Source organism: candidate division KSB1 bacterium (genome assembly GCA_034506395.1).
In the GTDB taxonomy this organism is placed as follows: Bacteria; Zhuqueibacterota; Zhuqueibacteria; order Thermofontimicrobiales; family Thermofontimicrobiaceae; genus Thermofontimicrobium.
The window spans coordinates 21903-43039 of record JAPDPQ010000006.1 but is presented as its reverse complement, the minus strand read 5'-3'; the positions used below and the strand labels follow the sequence as shown (position 1 = coordinate 43039).

Here is a 21137-nt window from a genome sequence, read left to right as displayed (position 1 = left end):
TGCCTTAAATCGAGTGACTAGGGAATCCATAATTTTCTATTTAGATTTGCTCGTTTCGTCGTTTTTGAATTGCTTGCTCGAAAATTCGCATCAGCTTTTTCACATAATCATCGGGGTTATATTTGGTTATCACGCATGTTCTCCCATATTCGCCAAGCTTTTGATTTAAATTTCTATCGGTCAACAGCAGCTCGATCTTTTCAGCCAGTTGACGGATATTGCCTCTTTCGACAAGAAAGCCATTCTTGCCGTCCTCCAGCCAGTCGGGAATGCCGCCGACATTGGAGGCTATAACAGGCACACCATGAGCCATGGCTTCCAGACCAACCAGTCCGAATGGCTCAGGCCAGCGCGAGGGAACCACTAACATCACAGCATTCCGAAAGTAATTTTTTATTCTGTCATAATCAATCCATCCAAGAAATTCGATCCGTTCGGAAAAACCTAGTTTTGCTGCTAAAGATTTATTGTATTGTAATTCTTTCCCATCACCGATCACGATTGTTTGATAAGGAGACCTGACAAATTCCAAAGATTTTATTAGCCAATCTAGCCCTTTGCTTTTGTTCACGTTTCCTAAGAATAGAATAACATTTTGATACTCTTCTTTTGATGAGATCGTAACGATCTTGGCATCGAAAAACAATCTTAACACGGTCAATTTTTCCAGCGGGCAGCCATGCATGAGTAACTGATCTCTCATGTAGTTGCTGGCAACTATTATATGATCCAAGATCAATGTGCCTTTAAGCTCTTGCTTTGTTCTGTACAAACTTCCATGGCCGATAAAAGGAAGTCTAGCGTGAGTTAGGCGATAACAGCCTGGGAATAAATAGCATTTCAGCCCCATTTTTCTATAGCACAGCTTGCCAGAGAAATAATAAAATTTTCTGTTACTTGGGCAAAATGGCGCCACATCATGGATCATTCTTACCGTTGGTACTGATCGATGGATTTCATGGATCATTCTCGCATTTGAAATCTTGTGCAAAAAAGCAACATCTGGCCGCTCTTGAATGAGAATTTTTCTTAATGCAACGCCATCAAATTGAGGCGAATGGGAAAAATCAATCTGATAGCATTGGAAAAAATAGCGTGCGAATTGATCACAATTTTTGCCTGAACTTTTCGCATAAAGCAAGCTGCATTGATGACCATTTCCAGATAATACTTTGCTTAAGCTAAATATATACTGTTCCAAGCCACCAACAAAACCCATGGTTTCATTTACAAATAATATTTTCATTGTTCACATTTCCAAACAGCCCGAATTGGTGAGATATTTGACTTCTGGGCGCTTGCTAATATATTCAAAGATCAGTTCTAATGATTTCCACATCTTAAATTGCTCGATCTCCCAGGAATGCCCCCAGAGATGAAAAATTCCACCTGTAGTAAGAATTCTTTTAAAAATATTCATGATTAATTTTTTGTTGTCTACAAATGATAAGAGAGGCAATCCAATTCTGAAAAGCTTAAGATAATCTTTAACCTGTGGCTGTTTAATTACAATATTATCTTCTAATGACAATTGCTCGTTATATGAGTTCAATATTTTCTCTTTCAAATTTCCTAATTTTCTAAAAATAAATGAATAAAAAAGCGCTATGTGCATGGTTACTCCCATTTCGAAGGCATCAAATGCTAATTCGAAGCGAAAGGGATTGATCGTCCGTGCTCCTAGGTAACCGCAATCTTTAACGTGAGATTTAATCAAATTATTATAGGACCCATAAGGGTATGCAAACATTGCTATTTCATTTTTTAGGATGCCTTCAAGAAAATGTTTGCTTTCTTTTATCTCATGAATTGCTTCTTGAGGGAGCAATTTAGTCAAATCCCTGTGAGAAACGCCATGCGCTCCAATTTCATGACAATTCGATATCTCCTTTAAATTTCCAATTGAAAAGCCATGATTGATACAGCTTTGTGGAATATAAAAAGTCCCTTTCGAATTATATTTATCGAGCAAATTCGCCAATTTCAAATCGAGAACTGAACCGTCATCCCAAGAGGTCGTTACGATACATGGCAATTTTTTTTGCTGATTTTGTTGGTTTGAATCTGTCATTGTTCGCTTAGTTATAAATTTTGTTCTTTCTCATTTTCTTGCTTCAGTGACTTCATCGAATATCTCTGCCAACCTTTTGGTCTGATCCCGCCGATTGAATTTCCTTATCTCAGCCTCATTTCTTTGAAACGGCTCTTTTTTGATATGAATTTTTTCATAAAGAGATGTCAGAGAGGCTTCAATTTCAGCTACATCATCTGGATTGGCAAGCATTCCTGATGCTGTTTTTTCAATAATATTGGCTGCTTCACCATGAGGAATAATAGCAAATATGGGGGGCCCAGCGGCAAGATATTCAAAGAGCTTGGCAGATACTCTATCTTTTCCACCTTTGCATGAATGGATAATGAAAAGGAGTAGATCGGCTGATTTTTGCAGACTGCATGCATTGCGATGAGATAGATTCGGTAAAACTTTTATATAATTTTTTGTTCGAGTTTTTTCGATTAAGATTTTCAACTGTTCGCTCTCAGCCCCAGCAAAGATTATCTCAATCTCAGAAGGATGCAGATTATAGTTTCTAACAAATCGAGAAAAGGCGATGAGAAAATTTTCAGGAGTCATAAGAGTTCCGAAGAAGCTTCCTGTATAGACAATTCGAAAAGTCTTCTGCCCTTTCTGATATATGCCAGAATAGCTATTTTCAAAGTCATCCATATCGAAACCGTTATAAATCACAGTGAGTTTTTTATTCTGCTTTTCACCATGCGTTTTAGCTAACACATTTGCAAAACCATTGGTAACAGTTATAATTTGGTTCGATTTTTTTATAATTATCCTTTCCAGTTTTTTTTGTAATATCATCTCTAATCCATTCCTGGGATTGAATTCGGGATTGGCAATCCAAAGATCCCTAAAGTCAGTGATAAAAGGCAATCCTGTCGTTTTGTTCAAAGCTAAAGCAATCAAAGGACAAGTATGCGGACTATCGTTGGCATAAATGAGGTCAACGCCATGCTTTTTGATAATTTTTAATCCGTAAAAAAAAGCGATCGGGAACCAACTGATAAATTCATCAGGCACGCACCAGAGCATGGATATCTGGCGCATTAGCTTCCTGCACCAAGACGGTTTATCGAGTGCTTTGCCTTTATCTTCGCTGGTCGTCCCGAATTTCGCCTTGCCGAAGCTCAGCTTATTGATTAATGTAAAAGGCGAAATAAATGGCGTGCGATAAACGACTTCATAACCTGTTTTATGATCCTCGTTAGAGTGATCCCAAACTGTCCAATAGCCGTTTTTTACCGTTAATACGATGGGCTGCCAACCAAATTCAGGCAAAAACTTGCAGAATTTGGTGATCCGCTGAACCGCTACACCGCCCATAGGCGGGAAGAAATAGGAGATCATTAAAACTTTTTTCATGGCTGAATTTCAATTGCTTTTTTCAATCTGAATATTTTATGAAACAAAACTTCAAAACTGTGATCAATGGGGTAAAACTTGAACAAAAGATAGCTAAGCCCGCTGCTCACTATATAAGCTAACGTGATTGCCAGCGCAGCGCCAGGCAATCCCAATCGTGGAATCAGAATCAAATTCAATGGGATGCTCACTGCTAATGATGCCAGGCTAATGGCGGAGTTGATCAGCGGACGCCCATTGCCCGAGAAGTAAGTTGCCAGAATTCGGGTATAAACAAAAATGACCACACCTGGCAGCAGAACATAAATTGCTTTTGCAGCTAGCAGGAACTGTTCGCCATACAGCAAACGGATCGCTGGCTTACAAATCAGCGCAAGCATTCCTGCCGATACACCAGTCAATAGCAAACAAATCGAGGCGGATCGGTTGATCAATTCAGCGCTGCTTTTTCCCGAAGCTGAGGCGCGAGGGAATAAGCTGGTTGCCATGGCATAGGAGACGAACCAGCATAAACTCGCCAGATTCACGGCTATCGAATAAATACCCGTCGCGCTCAAGCCCAGCAGCAAATTGACCAAAAAAAGATCGACTTTGTAATTGACAAATTGGATCAGATTGCCGATGTAACCTTTGAATCCATAGTGAAGCATTTTTTTCGCCAGCGCCAGGCTGTTATGAAATTCGATGCCGATGCCTTCGACAAAAAGAAAAATTACTCCCATGCCAATAGCAATCAACAGCGAAGCGACATAGGAAATAAAAATGCCCCAGATTTGCCATTTCAAGATCACCAAACAGAGGTACAGGCTGATGATTTGAAAGAATAATTGGATCAGGATTAGTAAATTGTATTTCACGATTTTCAGACAGCCCTGAAAATAGCTGCTGATCAGCCGCAGTCCTAAGACAAGCGGCACAATTAAGACAGCACCAATTGACAAACCAGCATCAAACTCACCCTTGGCGAAGATGGCGTCGCCCCATAGCCAGATGATAGGCGTAAAAATAAATAGGGCGATCAGGCCCAGCCCTATCGTTGCATAAATGATGACCGAAAGGATTTGCCCTCTGGAATGATTGCCCTGCCCCAGATAATAGACACTGGCCGCATCTAGCCCCAGGTTGGAAAGCAACGCCAGGTAATCGATGATCATTAAAATAATGGCCCAAGCGCCTTTGCCCTCGGGACCCAACGCCCTGGCGATCATCACGCCGATAACGAGATAACAGATATTGGCGATGATTAGGCTGACGAATGAAACGGTGCTTTCTCGGAAAAGGCTCATTTTTTTTGCACCACATGATATTGTTCAATGATCCGATCAGCTATTAATTCCCAAGAGTACTTTAGCCCTTCTTTACGAATGGCGTTCTTATCCCAATTTTTATTCAAAGCTGCTTCCAATTTCAAAGCCAAATCATCACTATTACCTGGCTCAAACAAAAATCCAATGTTATCAGAAGTGATGATATCTATGATGCCACCAGTTCTGGCTCCAACAACGGGAACCCCGCTGGCAAGGGCCTCAATGGCCACTACGCCGAATCCCTCCTGGCGACTAGGAAGACAAAGCAATCGTGCTTTTGAAAGAATCCTGGCGACATTCCGATTTTGCATAGGGCCAAGGAAATTCACACGATCGGAGATGCCTAATTTCAGAGCTAAAGAGCAGAGCTTATCTCTCAGAGGTCCCTCGCCGATAATCTTCAAATTCAAATTCGGATATTTCTGATAGAACTTGTGAAAAGCCTGAATGAGCAAATCAATCCCTTTCAATTCGATCAAATTCCCCACAAAAAGAATATCAACATGTCCGTTCAAATCGATTTCTGGAATGAAAATGTTGGTGTCGATGCCATTTGGGATAACTATCATCTTTTCTGGTGCTATTCCTCTTGCGATCAGTACGTGTTTGAGATAATTGCTCACGCTGATAATTCGATTAGCCATTTGCAATGCAAAATCGCGATGATGCTTCCGTAATCGCACAATTTCGTTTGGCACGAATTCCTCCAAAATATCTGAGCCGTGGACTGTTAGAATATGCGGCTTGCGGAAGTGTTTTGCTATAATTGCTCCAATGTATCCCGCTGGGTGCGCAAAATGCGTGTGAATGAGATCGAATTGGAGTTTGTTACGCCAGATATAGTATAAGATTGACCAGAGCATTAAATTATCTGCTAGATACTTATTTAATCCTGGAAAATAGCGATAGGCTCTCGGGAAAAAGACAGTATAGCCATAATCTGAGCGATATTTTGGGAATTTTTTGCTGAACTTTAATTGATGCCGATGTTTGGGAATGGGTAATAATACCTCAATTGGGACGACCACGGATAGATGAATATATTTTGCCAATGCCCTTGCTTGTTCCGCGATGAAGGTGTAATAATGTTCCAGTCCCGGAATAGGGTGACCGTTGGCAATCATTAGTACTTTTAATTTTTGAATCGAGCAATTTATCATATCTTTGCGAATCTGCTATATCAAAATCTTGATCCAAGATGAAAGTTAATCCGAAAAGACGAATTCTATAATGCTAATTTTTTTTAATTGGTCTTGGTTGTTATTAGGTTTTCTCTCTTAAAAAAAACGCCATGGCTAATAACATCCAAAAAGCGGTCCAAATTTGCTCGAGCCCGATCAGTGCATCGACAGCTCCATGAATGACCAAACCTATACCAGCACCTAAAAGGCCGAGTCCAAGCGTACGTTGCAGCCGATCTGAGGATCGCTCGAAAATATTAAAGCCCCTCCAAATTAACTGAGTCATAAAATAAGCCAACAAAACCAGCGCCGGGATGCCGTTTTGAACAGCAAAATAAAGATACATATTATGTGGCGTTCGGCCGATCTCAGCCTCATTTGGGTTGTCTAATACTGCACTGCCTGTTCCTACAATCGGATTATGAATCGCAATCTCAAAGAATGCTTCCCAGCGCTTCTGGCGAAACGTGAATTCCTGAACTTCAGAGGGCTTGGAGATGCTTTTGGCGCGCGAGGCAAACTTATTTTTATGTTCACTTGGCATGATGATTATAGTAATTGTTAAAAACAGTAAACCCAATCCAATTATTTTTTTCTGTCGGGCCAAGGAGGCCATAATCAAAAATGAACTAGAGAAAGCTACCCAGCCTCCCCGGGACATGGTGAAAAGCAGGGCTATGATCTGTACACATCCAGAAATAATTGCCAGATACCAGAGCTTATCTTTCGGACCAAATAAAATGATTCCCATGGTAAGGGTCAGACTGATCACCAGATAGCCGGCAAAAGCATTTGGATGAGTAAAAGACCCAAATGCCCTCAAGATACCCGTATTCGGATCGACTTTAAATAAATCCGAATAAAGGACCATGCTCTCAGAGACAACTCCGTGATGGAATGGGCGAAATGGAGTCGCTGTTATTGTTTGTATGATTCCGCCCATGGCGCTAAGCATAGAGGCGAAGAGAATCAGGGTAATAATTTTTTTTAAAAGCTGTTCTCCTTTTAATTTTAAAAGAAGAAAAAGTAACGGAAAGACCAATAGAAATCTCAGAACCGCTCGATACAAATGCCACGGCATTTTAGCTAGTTCAGTACTGAAATAAGGGGAATGAATATAGGCAGCGCACATGAATATCGCCATTAAAGTCCAGGGCGCTATGCATGGGATCCGAGGAAATTTATTTTGATAACCTAAAAATTGGCGAAAAATAATGCTGGTTAAACCAACTCCAACCAGCAGAGACGTCGTTCCCACTTTGATACCAGCAAGCTGTGGCATCTCCCATTCAAGATGGAACGGAAGAAGCAGAGCGAGCATCATCGCCACCAATTCTGTCTTCATTAGTCCAATTATACCAAATACCATTAGGATGAATAATCCCAGGGTGATTTTGGGCGAAAGCAACAGCGCGACCAATCCAATTATCGATCCGATTATCCCATAAATGATGGTTTCGGGCAGGAATTGTAATCGCTGCCACCCGCTTTTATTGGAAACGAGGTCAATTGCAAAGAATCTGGGTGAATCTTTCTGAATCAATTTTGTCATTGAGTTTTTAAATATTAAAAATTATCATTTTGAACTGAGAATCTAAAAAGCGACAGCATTTTATGCTTTAATAAAAGGATGCCTGCATGCGCAGGGATAACAATTTTTCGAATGCTTTTGATTTTGAAATAAAAGACGATTGTAATTGAAATATAAAATCTGGTAAAATAAGAGGACTTAGATTCTTTTATAAATTCCCTCTGGTATAAAAAACCTTCTCTCATTCAGCACCACGCCCAAAATTTTCGCTCCAGCATCCTGTAGCCGGAGCTTCGCCTCGTCAATCACTTCCAGTCGGGTCTGGTTCGCTTTGACTACAAAGAGCACTCCATCGGCTAATCGCGATAGGGAAAGTGCTCCAGGGTTATCCAGCACTGCGGGGGCATCGATCAGAATATATGTGAAATTTTCCTTGAGCCGCTTGAATAATTCGGACATCGCAGCCGAATTGTAGATGTCATTGCTATGAGGGTAATTGGTGCCTGCGGTGATCAGGTAAAGGTGACCCGCAGCCACTGATCGAGCAAAGATGGTATTGCTATGGGAATTGAAAAAAAAATCTGTTAACCCTGGGCTTAGCGATGCCTTGAACAGCCGGTGAAGCATCGGCCGTTCCAGATTTGCATCGATCAATAGCACCTTGCATTTATCTTTTGGCATTGAGTCTGATCGAAAAAAATATTTTTCTCCTGTATTGTGATAGCCATTCAGGGATTGGGAAAGCATCAGCGCCAAAATATAAGCGATGGTGGTTCGTCCCTCTTCGGGTATGGAACTGGTTATAGTGAAAACCTGGATACCCTGCTGGGCGTGAGCCTGTTGGATCTTAACTTTGAGCATTGAAAATTCCTTGATCACCTCGCCAGGGAGCTGCCAATCCGCAAGCGCAACATCGGGAGACTCCATGGCCTTCATGGGGCCTGGTTCTATCCACTTCCCTTCCTGCTGCGCTTTTTTCAATGCCTCATATATAAATCCCATCTCTATTCCTTAGCTCAAAGGATTCTTCCCCCTGTTTTTGCTGATGATCTTTTTAAATTAGGCCACTCTTTGTTTGGTACCTCTCATATTCGAAGCAAAGCGATCTTTCACATTTTTTTGCTTGCAAGATGTGGCTGTCCAGACCCACGCTGATCGTCCATGAATTCCCCCTGTCCAATGCTCCATAAATCAGCCGATAGATCGCGGAAGTCATCTGTAAAGAAAGGTTTCGTGGCAATTTATGTTTTCAACAGGCATGAATAGCCTTGAAAAATCCTTTGATTTGATCATATAGATTGGTGGACAACAGCTGGCCATTTCGTACCTCAAGGGATTTGACCCTATTCTTTCATCGTTTGGTTGCGCTTCAGAATCCCTCGCTTCTCACCGCAGCTCTTCGGTCAATCGCTGGGGGCTTTTTGTGCCTCAATGATGAGAACAACCTCGCTTTTATTTTTTTCATCCAAGAGAGATGCCCATTGTTGCTGGTGTACGAATCCGCAGAGGGCTCTGGTATTTTGGCCGAACGATCGAGTGCTGGAACAGCAGGAGAAATGGTTTTAATTTCAATCTGACGGCTGGCCGATGGCCTCGCTGCCTCCATCTCCTGATAAACATCCTCAAATGCGACTTTTTTAACGATCTCTGGCGTGATGACCTGTGCCTCGATGGAGTAACCCATGATCAGCGCATTGTCACACAGGATATTGATGGCGCGCGGCAAGCCCTTGGTATAATCGAAAATCACATCTACTGCGGATGATGAAAACAATGGCTCTTTGCGGGAGTAGCCAGCCACCCTGAGGCGATGCCGAATATATCCATCGGTCTCAGCGCGATTCAACCGCGTCAGGTGATAGCGGAGGGCGATGCGCTGTTTCAGTTGGCGCATGTCCTCTCGGTCAAGCGTTTGACCAAGTTCTGGTTGGCCGATCAGCACCAGTTGGATCAGCTTGGTATTGACAGTCTCAAGGTTAGAGATCAGACGAATCTCCTCTAACAGTTGTGGCTTGAGGTTTTGCGCCTCGTCGATGATCAGGACAGCATTCCCCCCAGATTGGAAAATAGAGATCAAGTAATCATGGAGATTGAAGATCAGCTCGGTTTTGGTCTCGCTTCTGAAGAACGGGATACCAAATTCACGGCAGATGGATTGGAACAATCCTTTACCGCTTAACATGGTATGATAGATGTTGGCCGCATGGGTTTTGGCGTCGAGGCGCGATAGCAGCGCCCTGACCAAAGTGGTTTTGCCAGAACCGACCTCGCCGGTAATAGCCACCAATCCACGTCGCATTGTGATACCGCAAAGCATCTGCGCCAGAGCCTCCTGGTGGCTGGCGGTCATAAATAGAAATTTTGGGTCTGGGGTCAGGCCAAATGGCATCTCCACGAGACCATAAAAATCACTATACATTGTCCGATCGCTCTCATCGATGCGAAATGGTTATTGGCATCGGTTTGTTCGTTGCAAACACCAGCTTCTCTATTGCATAAAATCAAATCGGATCACGGAAGCATGCTAATCATGCGTGCTTTGTCAGGAAAAAGATCTTCAACGGTGGTATTCAAGGCCATCGCCGCCCGACGTTTGAAATCCTCGGTTGCTTCTACGCGGCCATTCTCCACCATTGAAAGATAGGGCGGGCTGCAATTTAGCATCTCCGCTAATTCATATTGCTTCAGCCCTGCCTGCCATCGCTTGATCCTTAACAAGTTCTTCATCTGTTACACTCCCAAAATACTAACTTGCAACTAAATTTTCATCTAAAACGAATGCATATGCAAATCTGTTGATCAAAAACGCATTCACGATCAAATGGAATTCTTATCACTCTTTGTTAGAACTACCAAAAAACGTGCTAATTGGCGATTCCTCCATTCACAGGAAAAATATGGTGGTTTCTGCTTAGGGTTTGTACGATCAGCAGACTGCCATGTCATCTAATCACTTCCTTCATATTTACGGTTTTGATCGTCGCCCAAACTGGTAAGCCGAGGCGCTGTTCCAGTTCATCGGGCGAATTGACGGTATGATCAAAATATTCCATCAAAAATCCAAATCCCAAGCCGCTCACCAACCCCAGCATGATACCGAGCAACAAGTTTAACGGCTTATTTGGCTTAAAGGGCCGAGATGGAACTAAAGCAGGAGAGATAACTTTGATTTTCACCCCTCGCTCCATTTTCGCCAGAGAGATACGAGCTTCTTCCCGCTGCTTCAATAGCATAGAATAAACTTCACGATTATCTTCAATCCCGCGGGAGAGCTGGGTGAGCTCGTAATCTTTCTGAGCCAGGATTTTGATCTCTCGGTTCAGATCGTCAATAGCGTTCTGTAAAGCCGATTCTTCCGCCGCTAGAGCGCGGATCGATGTCTCCTCCAACTCGATGATCTCATTCACCTCTTGTTCGATCCGCTTGCGGGTAGTGGCGATGGTTTGTTCTAAATTCACGACCTCTTCGTATTCGGGGGTGAACTTCTGCAGCAGTTGGTCGCGCCGAAGTTCCAGATCAAGCAGCTCACCTCGCAAGCGTGCAATGTGCTTCTCCCGGCTGAGGCTATTAGCGCTCTCAGTCGCTGGGATATTGATCTTATCTCCATTGGCCAATTGGCGTTTAATGACCTCCAAAATGGCTTCTTTGCCGATGCGCTGGGTGCGGACATTGGTAAGTGCTTTCTCGTAATCCGCTATTTTGGCCAATAAAATTTCGCTTTGGGCAGCAGGGGAGAGCAACTCCTCGGTCTGTTTGAACCGCGCCTGACGCTCTTCGAGCTCTCGCAATTTCTCTTCCGCTACTCGGATCTGTTCGGTGAAGAACTGATATTGACCTGATTCGCTGAACAATTGGCTTCGATAGTCGATATACGCCTTTGCGACGGTATTGGTCACTTCAGCCGCGCGATTCGCATCATTCGATTCGTAGCGGATCGTCAAGACATTCGAGTCTTTGGTGTTTTCGACCTTAAGCCGGCTTAGGAATGCGGACAGCATCTGGTTTCTTTGTTCAGGCTTTACTCCTTGGAACTCGCTCGTATGGAGTTTCAATTGCTCGATGATCTTGAGCGCCACCGGGATGCTTTTGATGATCTCGATCTCAGATTTAATCCAATCGTGTTTCTCGTACATCAAATTCAAATTCATGCGGAACAACAGCGATTTCTCGCTATCCAGTTCCCGCTCAACCAATACCTTTGCCTCAGCTTGGTAGACAGGACGCATCAACCATGTCCCAACTGCCACTGTGCCTGTCACCCCTATAAATACCGACAGCATGATATATTTGCGTTTAAAAATGATATTGAGAAGTGTACGCAGCGGGCTGGTCAAGGTCCCTGTTTCAAAAGAAGTCGATTTCATGATCATAGAATTTGCCAAGATTGTTGTTCCTATATCAAAATCACATGAGCTGCTCACTTAAGGAGCAGCATGATAGAAGATAATTTTGATTTTCATGGCGTCATTTTCCTAAAATTGAAGTGATGCTAAATTCAGCATAGCATAATAATGACGCAGACGACACAGGTTGAGATGAGGTTTTAATAGTTCTCGTTCCTCTTTAAAAAAAGAGCGATGAAATTCCGAAATCGTTCCGATACATTTGACATGCTCTCCACAATGTAACGGAAAAGCATTTTCCTGACTTTTTGCTTAAGGATCTGAAAAGAATTCTGTATCCTCAGAGGCGAGAGGCGACCGTTTATCAATTCATCGTTGTACAGCACGCAGATTAGGATCAGAATCGATCGAGATAATAATGTGAACGATTTTTTCTAAAGGTCAAAAGAATCACCACCGATTCCACCAAACGGCCCGCAGATAGATGTCTAAGGGCGGAATGAGCCCAGAAAAGGCTTGATCCAGAAATGTGTTGATATTGGCGATAAAGGTTTTGGGCACATAGATAATGTCCTGTGCTTCAAGAGGGATGTCGTTTTTTTGAATCATGCCGGGCGCGGTGTTGCTCAAATCAATACGACGGGCATCGGTAGAGCCGTCTGGTCTGCGTCGAATAAGCAAAATGCTTTTCAGTGTGGCGGACTCCTTTTGGCCGCCAGCAAGGGCAAGCGACTGCAAAACCGTCAAATTGCGTTGTAGCGGAAAAGCGCCGGGAGATTTGACTTCACCCAGCACATAGACTTGATAGCCGCCAAAGTTGCGGACGATGACAGTCACCTCTGGATCTTTGATAATTCGCGAGTAGGCTCGGGTGATATACTGGCTCAGTTCAGTGGGCGTCATGCCAGCTACCACAATATCGCCGATTTTTTGCATCGAGATTCTCCCGTCTGGTCGAACAGTTAATGTCTCGTTGAATTGGTTATTGTTGAAGAATTTCACCTCGATGACATCGCCAAAGCCGAGACGGTATTCGGCCGCAACTGTATCGGACTTTGCTGTGGTTGGTTCAGTGATCTTTGGCCGTGCCAAGTCTGGTCGCACTTGACTTCGAGGCCGAATCGCGCAATGGATCATGAAGCAGGATAGCAACAAAAGAAAAAAATGATTTATGCGTCGTCCATACACCTGGATTGAATGGGTCTTCAAATCGTTCATCATCTCCGTAATGAAAAACACTAAATCACATGATTATCAATGCCAGTTAATAATTTATTAAATGAATTGGTACACCTAATCTGGGACGATTTCTCGAATATTTTACCCTTCTGATTCCATAAATAGCTACTTAACCCCCATGTTGCAGAAAAAAGAGATTGAAATTTATTCTTTGTTTAATGAAGCTCAAAACCTCTCGATAGTTCGAAATTGACCTTAAACATTTTTTGTTCTCAATATAAATACGACCGTTTGTAATAAGATTTTGAGATCTAGCCAGAGGCAGCAATTTTGGATATAATTGAGGTCGTAATGTAGATTTTCATGAATATGCTTTTTCCTCGAGCCATGAAGCTGCCACAGCCCGGTGATCCCAGGTTTTGTCTGCAAGCGAACCGCTTCGATCGGGTTGTATCTCTGGACAATAAAGGGCATTTCTGGTCGTGGTCCGACCAGGCTCATTTCACCTTTAAGCACATTGAATAGCTGAGGTAATTCGTCTAGGCAGAGGCGACGAATGATTTTGCCCACGCGGGTCAGCCGAGGATCATTATCATCACCTGGCGAGACAGCGTAAGGATTTGCTTCTATCCGCATAGTTCGAAATTTGTAAATAATAAAAGGTTTCCCTTTTAGATCGAAGTTCCGGCGTTCCCTGAGATGACCATTACTATGATAGCGTCGATTTTTGCCAATGCGGGTTTGTCGAAATAGCACAGGTCCTGGTGAATCAAGCTTGATTGCTATGGCAATCAACACCATCAGTGGAAAGGCCATTATCGTTCCCAACAATGAAAAAGTGATATCAATGCTGCGTTTCAGAATTGGATAATATTTTAATGCCAGCCGCCTCTTGGATTGAGCAGTTGATCTCAATGCGGTCAGTTTAGAATCACATACCTCGATGGGCTCGACTCTAATCTGACTTTGCCTGATTGAATCATGCCAAAATTTAATATCTGGAGCGAGGATTTCTCCAGATTTCTCCCCCTGTAGCATTTTTTACCTTTCTAATGTCAATCGTTTTCTATTCGATTCCTATTCACCGCTAGCAAAATTGATCATTACATGTTTTCAAAATCATAATTGATTTCGGATATGGGTTGACTGAGATTCAATTTTGAACTTAGCCTTCGTGCCCCGCTGTTTTGAGAAAAGAGGGAGATTTCATGCACCTTTGATGATGATTCTTAAACTTGTTCAATGAGAAGGTTATGAGGTGCAAAATCTCCCTCTAACCCATTTTTTTGCCGAAAACAGTAGGCAAAAGCGCTTTTTCATTAAAATATTTTGACCGAGAGCATCAAATGAAAAAAGAACGGATTGACCCGCTAATAGATGAACAGGTCGTTTACCTCATTCCTCAAGATGCTTTATCGGATCAAAACCAATTTAACGCTTTGTTTAAAGTCGTTCACTTTAAACTGAACGATGTAAGTTCCACTGCTAACCCGATTGGTAGAGTCATCGGTGCCATTCCATAACAGGGAATACCTCCCCGCTGGCCGCGTTTCGTCGAGCAATGTGCGAACTAACACTCCTTGCAAATTATAGATTTTCAGGCTCACTTGGCCCGGCTCTTGAATCGAGAAAGCGATTACGGTCTCCGGATTGAAGGGATTCGGCCTTGCAGGTTCCAACTGATATTTTGACGGAGCCAAAGTTGTGGTCACCGAAATGGGCCCATGAAAATCCAAATTTCCAGCAAAGTCGACATCGGCCAATTTGTAATAATAAACACTGCCGAGCGCTACCTGGCGATCGACATAGGAGTAGCTATGGGATTGATCAGAATTTCCAACTCCGGGAATAAATTGAGAAGTGATTTGCTCATATAGCCCGTTTTCCGCACTGCTGCGAAACAGATGAAAGCCGAGATTTTCTGTTTCGGTTGCAGTTTGCCAGGAGAGCTGAATCGAATTGCCGTCCCAGTGCGCCGAAAAGCTGGTCAATTCAATAGGCGTATGGCTTTCTCCACAGAAAATCAAGTTGGAAACCGCGTGCTTATCCGGTGAAGAACTGGTTCCTTCCATCACCGCGGGATTGAAAGATTGAGTCGTAGTTGTGCTGCCATGTTTGATCAGCACTGCCGCGATGGTCCATTTGTTCGAAATCCAGTTCACGGACATTGGTTCATTTGGCTCGCCTGGCTTGGTGGTCCAACCTGTAATTGTTACCCCATCATTGTATTCTGGCACCCACGTTAACGTCTTTTCATCCCATTCGAATTTCGCTATGTTAGTACCGCACGGACATGATGCGCCTCCAGCTAAACAGAAAGAATGGGTAATGCAAAATAGCGATAAGATTGTCAAGAAAAGAATCGATGATCTCATACAGTTCCCCCTAAAAAAATATGTTGCGAAGGCTATTCTGGCTTTCATAATACCTTCGCCTCTATTACCCGTTTTCAACCAATCACATCGCAGATCTATCTGGATTCCTGCATGCGCAGGAATGACCCAACCGAATTGAATTCGACATGTTGCAGCAGGAACTAAGTAATGACAATTTTTTTGCAATGGCAGTGGTCATTCCCGTTCGAACCAATGCTTCGTTTGCCAGGTCATCACAGGATTATGAAGCAAAGGAACTGGATCAGATTTCCCTTCATCTGCATTCCATGTCGGATTCGTTTGATAAAATTTGCAGTCTAAACTTAGATCAGCGCAAAAGATTTTTTCATAAAAGCCTGTTCTTTAATCAAAGAACAGAGACTTCAGCAAGGCATTATCGACCTTGGCCCATTTTCGCTTGGCGTCTGGTGCCTGATTGGAATAAAACAATGTGCGGCATGCCCCCTGCCATTCTCAAAACAACTGATGGCTCCGAACATGGCTGCACATCTCCGATGAAATCCTTTCTTAAAATGAAATGGACAATTGTCAGGATATTCGATAAAAAATTAAAAAGATGGTAATCGGCCAGCCTAGGATGGCCGATCACCATATGCTAATAAATCACCTTTATACGGCTATTCGTTACTTCATGAAGGTCAATTTCTTCGTTGCTTCAAAACCATTGACCTGCATGGTGCACAAATAGGTGCCGCTGGCGACCAGTACGCCGTGGTCATTAGTGCCGTTCCAGATGAGCGAATAATTGCCTGCCAGTCGATCTTCATCCAAAAGAGTGCGGATGAGCTGACCTTGCAAATTGTAAATTTTTAGCTCAACCCGACCTGGTTCTTTGAGTGAGAAATTGATGGCCGTTTCTGGATTGAACGGATTGGGATAGTTCTGGCTCAAGGAATAGCCCGATGGTTTTGCCTCGACCGTCACTGAGATTGGCCCATGGAAACGCATGTTGCCCGAATAGTCCACATCAGCCAGCTTGTAGTAATAAGTTTCGCCAGGCTGGACATTCTTATCCGTGAACGAATAATGTTGTGAACGATCGGAATTGCCTGTTCCTTGGATCAAGTCGGGATTGATCCGTTGAAATCCTTCAGTCATGGTGCTGCTGCGGAAGATATGGAAACCGAGATTCTCGGTTTCGGTGGCAGTGGTCCACGAGAGGACGACTTGACCATTGATCACCTGAGCCGAAAATGAAGTCAGTTCGACTGGGATGAGCCAATTCTGACCAGCGCAGATGGCCCAAAGCGCTTCTCCAGTGACTTCGTTATTTTCACCATCAGGATCTCCGACATAATTCTCCCACCCACCAGTAGATAACTGAACGCTAATAAGATAATTTGTCGCTCCCTGAATATTGGTGAGATAGGTAGAACGATTGAATTCATTCAATGCCAGAATAGCGTATGCGGTCTCCTGAATCGTTTCGTTACCAGAACTGACATAGTTCGAATTCCACGTAAAGCCGCCACCACTGATTTGATAACTAGCCAAAATCGCTGCCAGATCAGCCAAGCTGCTAGCGGCTGCATGTTCGCCAGAGGTGGGATCAAAATCCTCATTGACGAATGCTAATCCATAAACGGCGCCAGCCAAACCAATCACATCATAGTACTGATCGCCATCTAATTCGTTAATCTCCGCTTTAGTACCAGCGATCCACTCTGAGGTACTCGCTCCAACTGAAGCTGCGGCTACGAGTCCCATACCAATGTCCCAGGCCGCCAAATTAGCGATACCCTGGCTAGCGCGGCTATCACGAATAAGCTGCACATAGCTAGCTGTGTTATAAAGCGTGCCAGCCCCATTTTTATCATATGTGCTATCCGCCAATGGCCCATAAAAATAGGTCATCAAATGATTCGTGTAAGTGGTGCCACCAAAAATATCGTCCAATGCTTTGGCTAAATATCCATCGCACGGAGAGAAGTTGTTGGTTTTTGTCAATAGAAAAGCACCCGCATCTTCTAACGCGTCGCGGTGGTCTGGATCGTGGGTATTAAAATAAGCCTGAGCTAATCCCATCGCCGTGGGACCGACAATATTCGGAGCGCTCGATCCCGTAAGGGGCCAACCCCAGCCACCATCGGTGTTTTGCGTCTCAGCCAAGCGATCGGCTCCTTTCTGAAGCGCCTCTGAAGCGTCCTGAGGTTTGCTCAGATGAATAAACCCTTGAAGCACCAAGTTGTGCATTCCGTAGTTGCCCATCGATTCACCGAATGGAGCTACTGGATCGCTGGGCCGATTTGCATTCTGTCCTGCCCAGCTTGATGTAATCAAAAGCAATGCCATTAAAGCCAGAATCGATTGTGTTGTGATTTTGTGCATGATTTTGCCCCCTTCAATTTTAGATGAGTGAATACCCGAAATCATAAAATGCAAAATGCGATTTAAAATTGGTCAGCGAAGCGGGCCGAAAGACCATGGAATTGCTTCTCAATTACTAAAGCTTTCCCTGGTTCTCAAACACAAAAAGCCTTTAGCGCATTTTATTGGCATTTTATAAATTCAGGGAATCAGTTAATTAATGATGAAATCAACACGGTTTCCAAAGAGCTCGTAATCACCTCCTTTCCGATTAGTCCGTATTGAGAATAAATTCCAGCTCGATTTTTTTTGTAGCGTTTGATGTATGAAAGGACTCCTCAATGCAATTCAGGACCATGAGCAATTGAAACAGAAAATTGTTTCAAGAAACCCTTTTTGGGGATCGCGGTTTTGAATTTTAGTGCTCTTCCACGAATTTTGAAGCTGAAGAAAAGGTCAAATATTTTTTCTCCCCGAATTCAAATCATTTTATCAGTGCTAATTTCTTTGATGCCTCAAAACCATTGACCTTCAGCGTGTAATAATAAATCCCGCTGGCCAATTTTGCGCCATTGTCCGCGGTCCCATTCCACATCACCGAATAGCTACCAGCCAATTTCTCTTCATCTACCAGCGTGCGCACCAGTTGGCCTTGCAGGTTATAGATTTTTAGAGTCACCTTGCCCGCTTCCTTCAATGAGAAATTAATGGCCGTTTCGGGATTGAACGGATTGGGATAGTTCTGGCTCAAGGAATAACCAGACGGCTTCGCATCGACCGTCACCGAAATCGGGCCATGGAAGCGCATGTTGCCCGAATAATCCACATCGGCCAGCTTGTAGTAGTAGGTTTGGCTGGGCTGTACGTTGCGATCGATGAACGAATAGGAGTGTGCCTGCGCCGAGCTGCCGCTGCCTTTGATCAATTCGTGGGTGATTTGTTGATAATCCTTCTCTGGTTCGAGGCTGCGGAACAAATGAAACCCCAGGTTTTCGGTTTCCGTAGCGGTGGTCCAGGTTAGACGAACTTGTTGATTAATCACCGTTGCTGCGAAATTGGTGAGCTCCACTGGCACTGGAGCATCGCGCCATGACAGGCCTATGCGGATTCCATCAATAATTATATTTTGATCTTCATTAAATTGTCGCAAGGCAATTGTGCCAAGATTCGATGGATCGCTCTGTGAACTCTCATTGATTGGGCCGAGTGTGGGCACTGATGGCTCGCTTATTGGCAGGTTCGGGTCAGCAAACACGAAAAGGCTTAGCAAGTCATTGGTGCTGCCCGAGACGAATTCATATTTTATTACCAAGAGATAAGTAGTATTAAGACTGTAGTTATTATCTGTGTACTCAACTGGCGTATTGCTTTTTTTCGTAAGAGAAAATTCGATATTCCCAGACTCATCCTTTTTTGACCAGACCTTTGCAAAGTAATTAGATCCCAAATTGGTCGGACCCAGGTGAAGAAAATAATCCGCCCTCGGCATATTTGCGATATTGACGAGAAATGAAACATAAAATACACCGCTATTTTGTTCCAAAAAATTGCGATTCACATCTTCACCGGTATTATCCAGAAGTGCTGCATTGCCAATAATTGATGGATAGTTAGTGTAAGTGAGTCCAGGCGAAGCAACCGTGATGGGGTTAGTGCCTGCCCCGCTGTGGGCGACCCAGCCATGATCGGTTAGCTTATCGCCTTCTGGATAATCGAAATTTTCTTCGAATAATAGTTGGGCTTGAACAGTTCCACTGAATAGAATTACAATACTAAGCAGTAGAAATACTGCAGGCAAAAAACGGAATATTGTGCTCATAACGCCCCCCCGCGCACAGAGTTATTTTTTATCAGTCTTAGGAAGGATGAAAATCGGTATGCAAAACATGGTTAACACGTTTCGCTTATACCATACAATCATCATGGGGTTTTTGCGGAAAAAAGGAGTAGAAATTCAAAGAATCGCAGTTTTCTAAGAAGATTTCAGAAATAAATTATTAAGCGTTTGGGCAATGCTTCCGCGGTCAAAATGTAACCTCAACATCTTTCCCAGTGATATCCAATTGATAATCACCACTTACTGCTCAATGATAACTGATTACTGATCACTGATCACTCATCACTGATTTCTGATCACTGATTACTGATTTTTTTTTTTATTATCACTGACCACTTTTACTAAAGATTCTCCGAATTGTCAGCTAGTTCTTTTCTAATCTGTGCTAGTTCAGCTTGTCGCTTTTGGATCCTGGATTGGAGCATGTCATGGAGCTTTTTGACCATTTCCATTGCAAAATCCGCAGCAATTTGCGGTGTCGTTAGATCAATGTTATTGACCGTGTCGCTGGGCCAATGCCAATTCGGGATCAGCTCCCGATCATCAAGCGCCAGAATTAAAATGGCGTGATAGCCGCGACTCGCAGGAACAATTGCATCCGTGTAGGCAAGTCGATATTTGGCTGGTGTGATTCTCATAAATTGTTTGAGCTGTGCAGCCTGTTCGGCAGCGGCGATCAAATCGGGGGAAAATCGATAGAAATTTAACATCCCCTCGCCAAGAAAATAATGCGGCGTTCCTGCCCCAAGATTGTCGAAATTGATGAAATAGCAGCTTTCTTTCGAGAGCTCTGCGGCATAACTTCTCATAAAGTGCGCCATGCCTACCGCACCTACCTCTTCGCTTCCGGTTGCTACAAACCAGAATTCAATAGCAGGAAAAGATTGTTCTTTTAATCGGGCGGCGATATCCAGCATCACAGCTACTCCCGAGGCATTGTCCGAGGCGCCCTGAACCAGCTCACCTCGCAACCCAGCGACCAGCAATACCACAATATTGCCCAAAACATAAATGCCAGAAAGAATGACCAGCAGTTTTAAAATTGGCCCATTGATGGAGAGCAATTTTAAGAGGACGAAAATTTGAAGCAGGACAAGAACAGATGTACCGATGAGAAAATTGAGCCGAAAGTTAGCGACGGTTTTTGGGTTCCATAACGGACCGGATCGGGCGGTGTCATGATGCGCCGTGAAAATAACTTTGTAGGAGGCATGAGGATTGTTAAGATGACCAACGACATTGCATGATTGTGCATGACGGAACAGCGGTGCCAGAGGTTTAAATTGATTGGTGAAATATCCCCAAAATAAGATTGAAGCAACCACACCGACAGCTACTGAGCCTATTGGCACAAAAAAATAAAGAACCACTTCTGCGATGAAAAGAAACATGATCGTCGCCAATTCCCAAGTCATTCGTTGTTGCGATTTAAATTCATCAATGGTGGCGACCAAACCGATGTTTCGCATGATTTGATAGATATGTTCAGCAGCCTTACGCTCGTTTGCAGAAGCCGAAGCTCGATGTTTCAAAATGCAAAGTTCGCCGATAATCCGTTTGATCCTCATATCCCTCCTTGCGCGATGCAATAATTGCATTGTGTTTTACTCAGATCGTTTT

The 21137-nt window shown here is 43.5% G+C and carries 16 protein-coding genes; all 16 read right to left on the bottom strand.

What is annotated here, in order from left to right; genetic code table 11:
* Positions 1 to 40: 40 nt before the first annotated feature.
* Positions 41 to 1219, bottom strand: coding sequence for a glycosyltransferase family 4 protein (locus tag ONB37_05715; protein ID MDZ7399646.1), 1179 nt, complete (start codon positions 1217 to 1219; stop codon positions 41 to 43).
* 30 nt (positions 1220 to 1249) lie between these two features.
* Complete coding sequence (locus ONB37_05710) at positions 1250 to 2071, bottom strand: polysaccharide deacetylase family protein (GenBank protein MDZ7399645.1); 822 nt, start codon at positions 2069 to 2071, stop codon at positions 1250 to 1252.
* A 30-nt stretch (positions 2072 to 2101) separates the two neighbouring features.
* Positions 2102 to 3436, bottom strand: coding sequence for a glycosyltransferase (locus tag ONB37_05705; GenBank protein MDZ7399644.1), 1335 nt, complete (start codon positions 3434 to 3436; stop codon positions 2102 to 2104).
* A complete protein-coding gene (locus ONB37_05700; protein ID MDZ7399643.1) occupies positions 3433 to 4722 on the bottom strand; it encodes an oligosaccharide flippase family protein in 1290 nt (429 codons plus the stop codon). The genes ONB37_05705 and ONB37_05700 overlap by 4 nt, the downstream gene beginning before the upstream one ends.
* Positions 4719 to 5867, bottom strand: a complete 1149-nt coding sequence (locus tag ONB37_05695; protein MDZ7399642.1) for a glycosyltransferase — start codon at positions 5865 to 5867, stop codon at positions 4719 to 4721. The genes ONB37_05700 and ONB37_05695 overlap by 4 nt, the downstream gene beginning before the upstream one ends.
* A gap of 139 nt (positions 5868 to 6006) precedes the next feature.
* Positions 6007 to 7269 (bottom strand): O-antigen ligase family protein, encoded by a 1263-nt coding sequence (locus ONB37_05690; GenBank protein MDZ7399641.1) that lies wholly within the window; start codon positions 7267 to 7269, stop codon positions 6007 to 6009.
* Between the two features lie 384 nt (positions 7270 to 7653).
* Entirely contained in the window at positions 7654 to 8457 is an 804-nt protein-coding gene (locus ONB37_05685) for a CpsD/CapB family tyrosine-protein kinase (GenBank protein ID MDZ7399640.1), read from the bottom strand.
* 367 nt (positions 8458 to 8824) lie between these two features.
* Positions 8825 to 9874: an AAA family ATPase gene (locus ONB37_05680; protein ID MDZ7399639.1), complete on the bottom strand. Its 1050-nt coding sequence runs from the start codon at positions 9872 to 9874 to the stop codon at positions 8825 to 8827.
* Positions 9875 to 9966: 92 nt separating this feature from the next.
* On the bottom strand, positions 9967 to 10182 hold the full coding sequence (locus ONB37_05675) for a helix-turn-helix transcriptional regulator (GenBank protein ID MDZ7399638.1): 216 nt from the start codon (positions 10180 to 10182) through the stop codon (positions 9967 to 9969).
* Between the two features lie 215 nt (positions 10183 to 10397).
* On the bottom strand, positions 10398 to 11837 hold the full coding sequence (locus tag ONB37_05670; GenBank protein ID MDZ7399637.1) for a GumC family protein: 1440 nt from the start codon (positions 11835 to 11837) through the stop codon (positions 10398 to 10400).
* 411 nt (positions 11838 to 12248) lie between these two features.
* Entirely contained in the window at positions 12249 to 12902 is a 654-nt protein-coding gene (locus tag ONB37_05665) for a polysaccharide export protein (protein ID MDZ7399636.1), read from the bottom strand.
* 330 nt (positions 12903 to 13232) lie between these two features.
* The gene (locus ONB37_05660; GenBank protein ID MDZ7399635.1) at positions 13233 to 14015 is read right to left on the bottom strand and encodes a sugar transferase; all 783 of its coding nucleotides are present in this window, start codon (positions 14013 to 14015) and stop codon (positions 13233 to 13235) included.
* A 374-nt stretch (positions 14016 to 14389) separates the two neighbouring features.
* Positions 14390 to 15352 (bottom strand): T9SS type A sorting domain-containing protein, encoded by a 963-nt coding sequence (locus ONB37_05655; protein MDZ7399634.1) that lies wholly within the window; start codon positions 15350 to 15352, stop codon positions 14390 to 14392.
* 645 nt (positions 15353 to 15997) lie between these two features.
* Entirely contained in the window at positions 15998 to 17701 is a 1704-nt protein-coding gene (locus ONB37_05650) for a T9SS type A sorting domain-containing protein (protein MDZ7399633.1), read from the bottom strand.
* A gap of 463 nt (positions 17702 to 18164) precedes the next feature.
* Positions 18165 to 19499 (bottom strand): T9SS type A sorting domain-containing protein, encoded by a 1335-nt coding sequence (locus tag ONB37_05645; protein ID MDZ7399632.1) that lies wholly within the window; start codon positions 19497 to 19499, stop codon positions 18165 to 18167.
* Between the two features lie 359 nt (positions 19500 to 19858).
* Positions 19859 to 21085, bottom strand: a complete 1227-nt coding sequence (locus tag ONB37_05640; GenBank protein MDZ7399631.1) for a M28 family peptidase — start codon at positions 21083 to 21085, stop codon at positions 19859 to 19861.
* Positions 21086 to 21137: the final 52 nt, after the last annotated feature.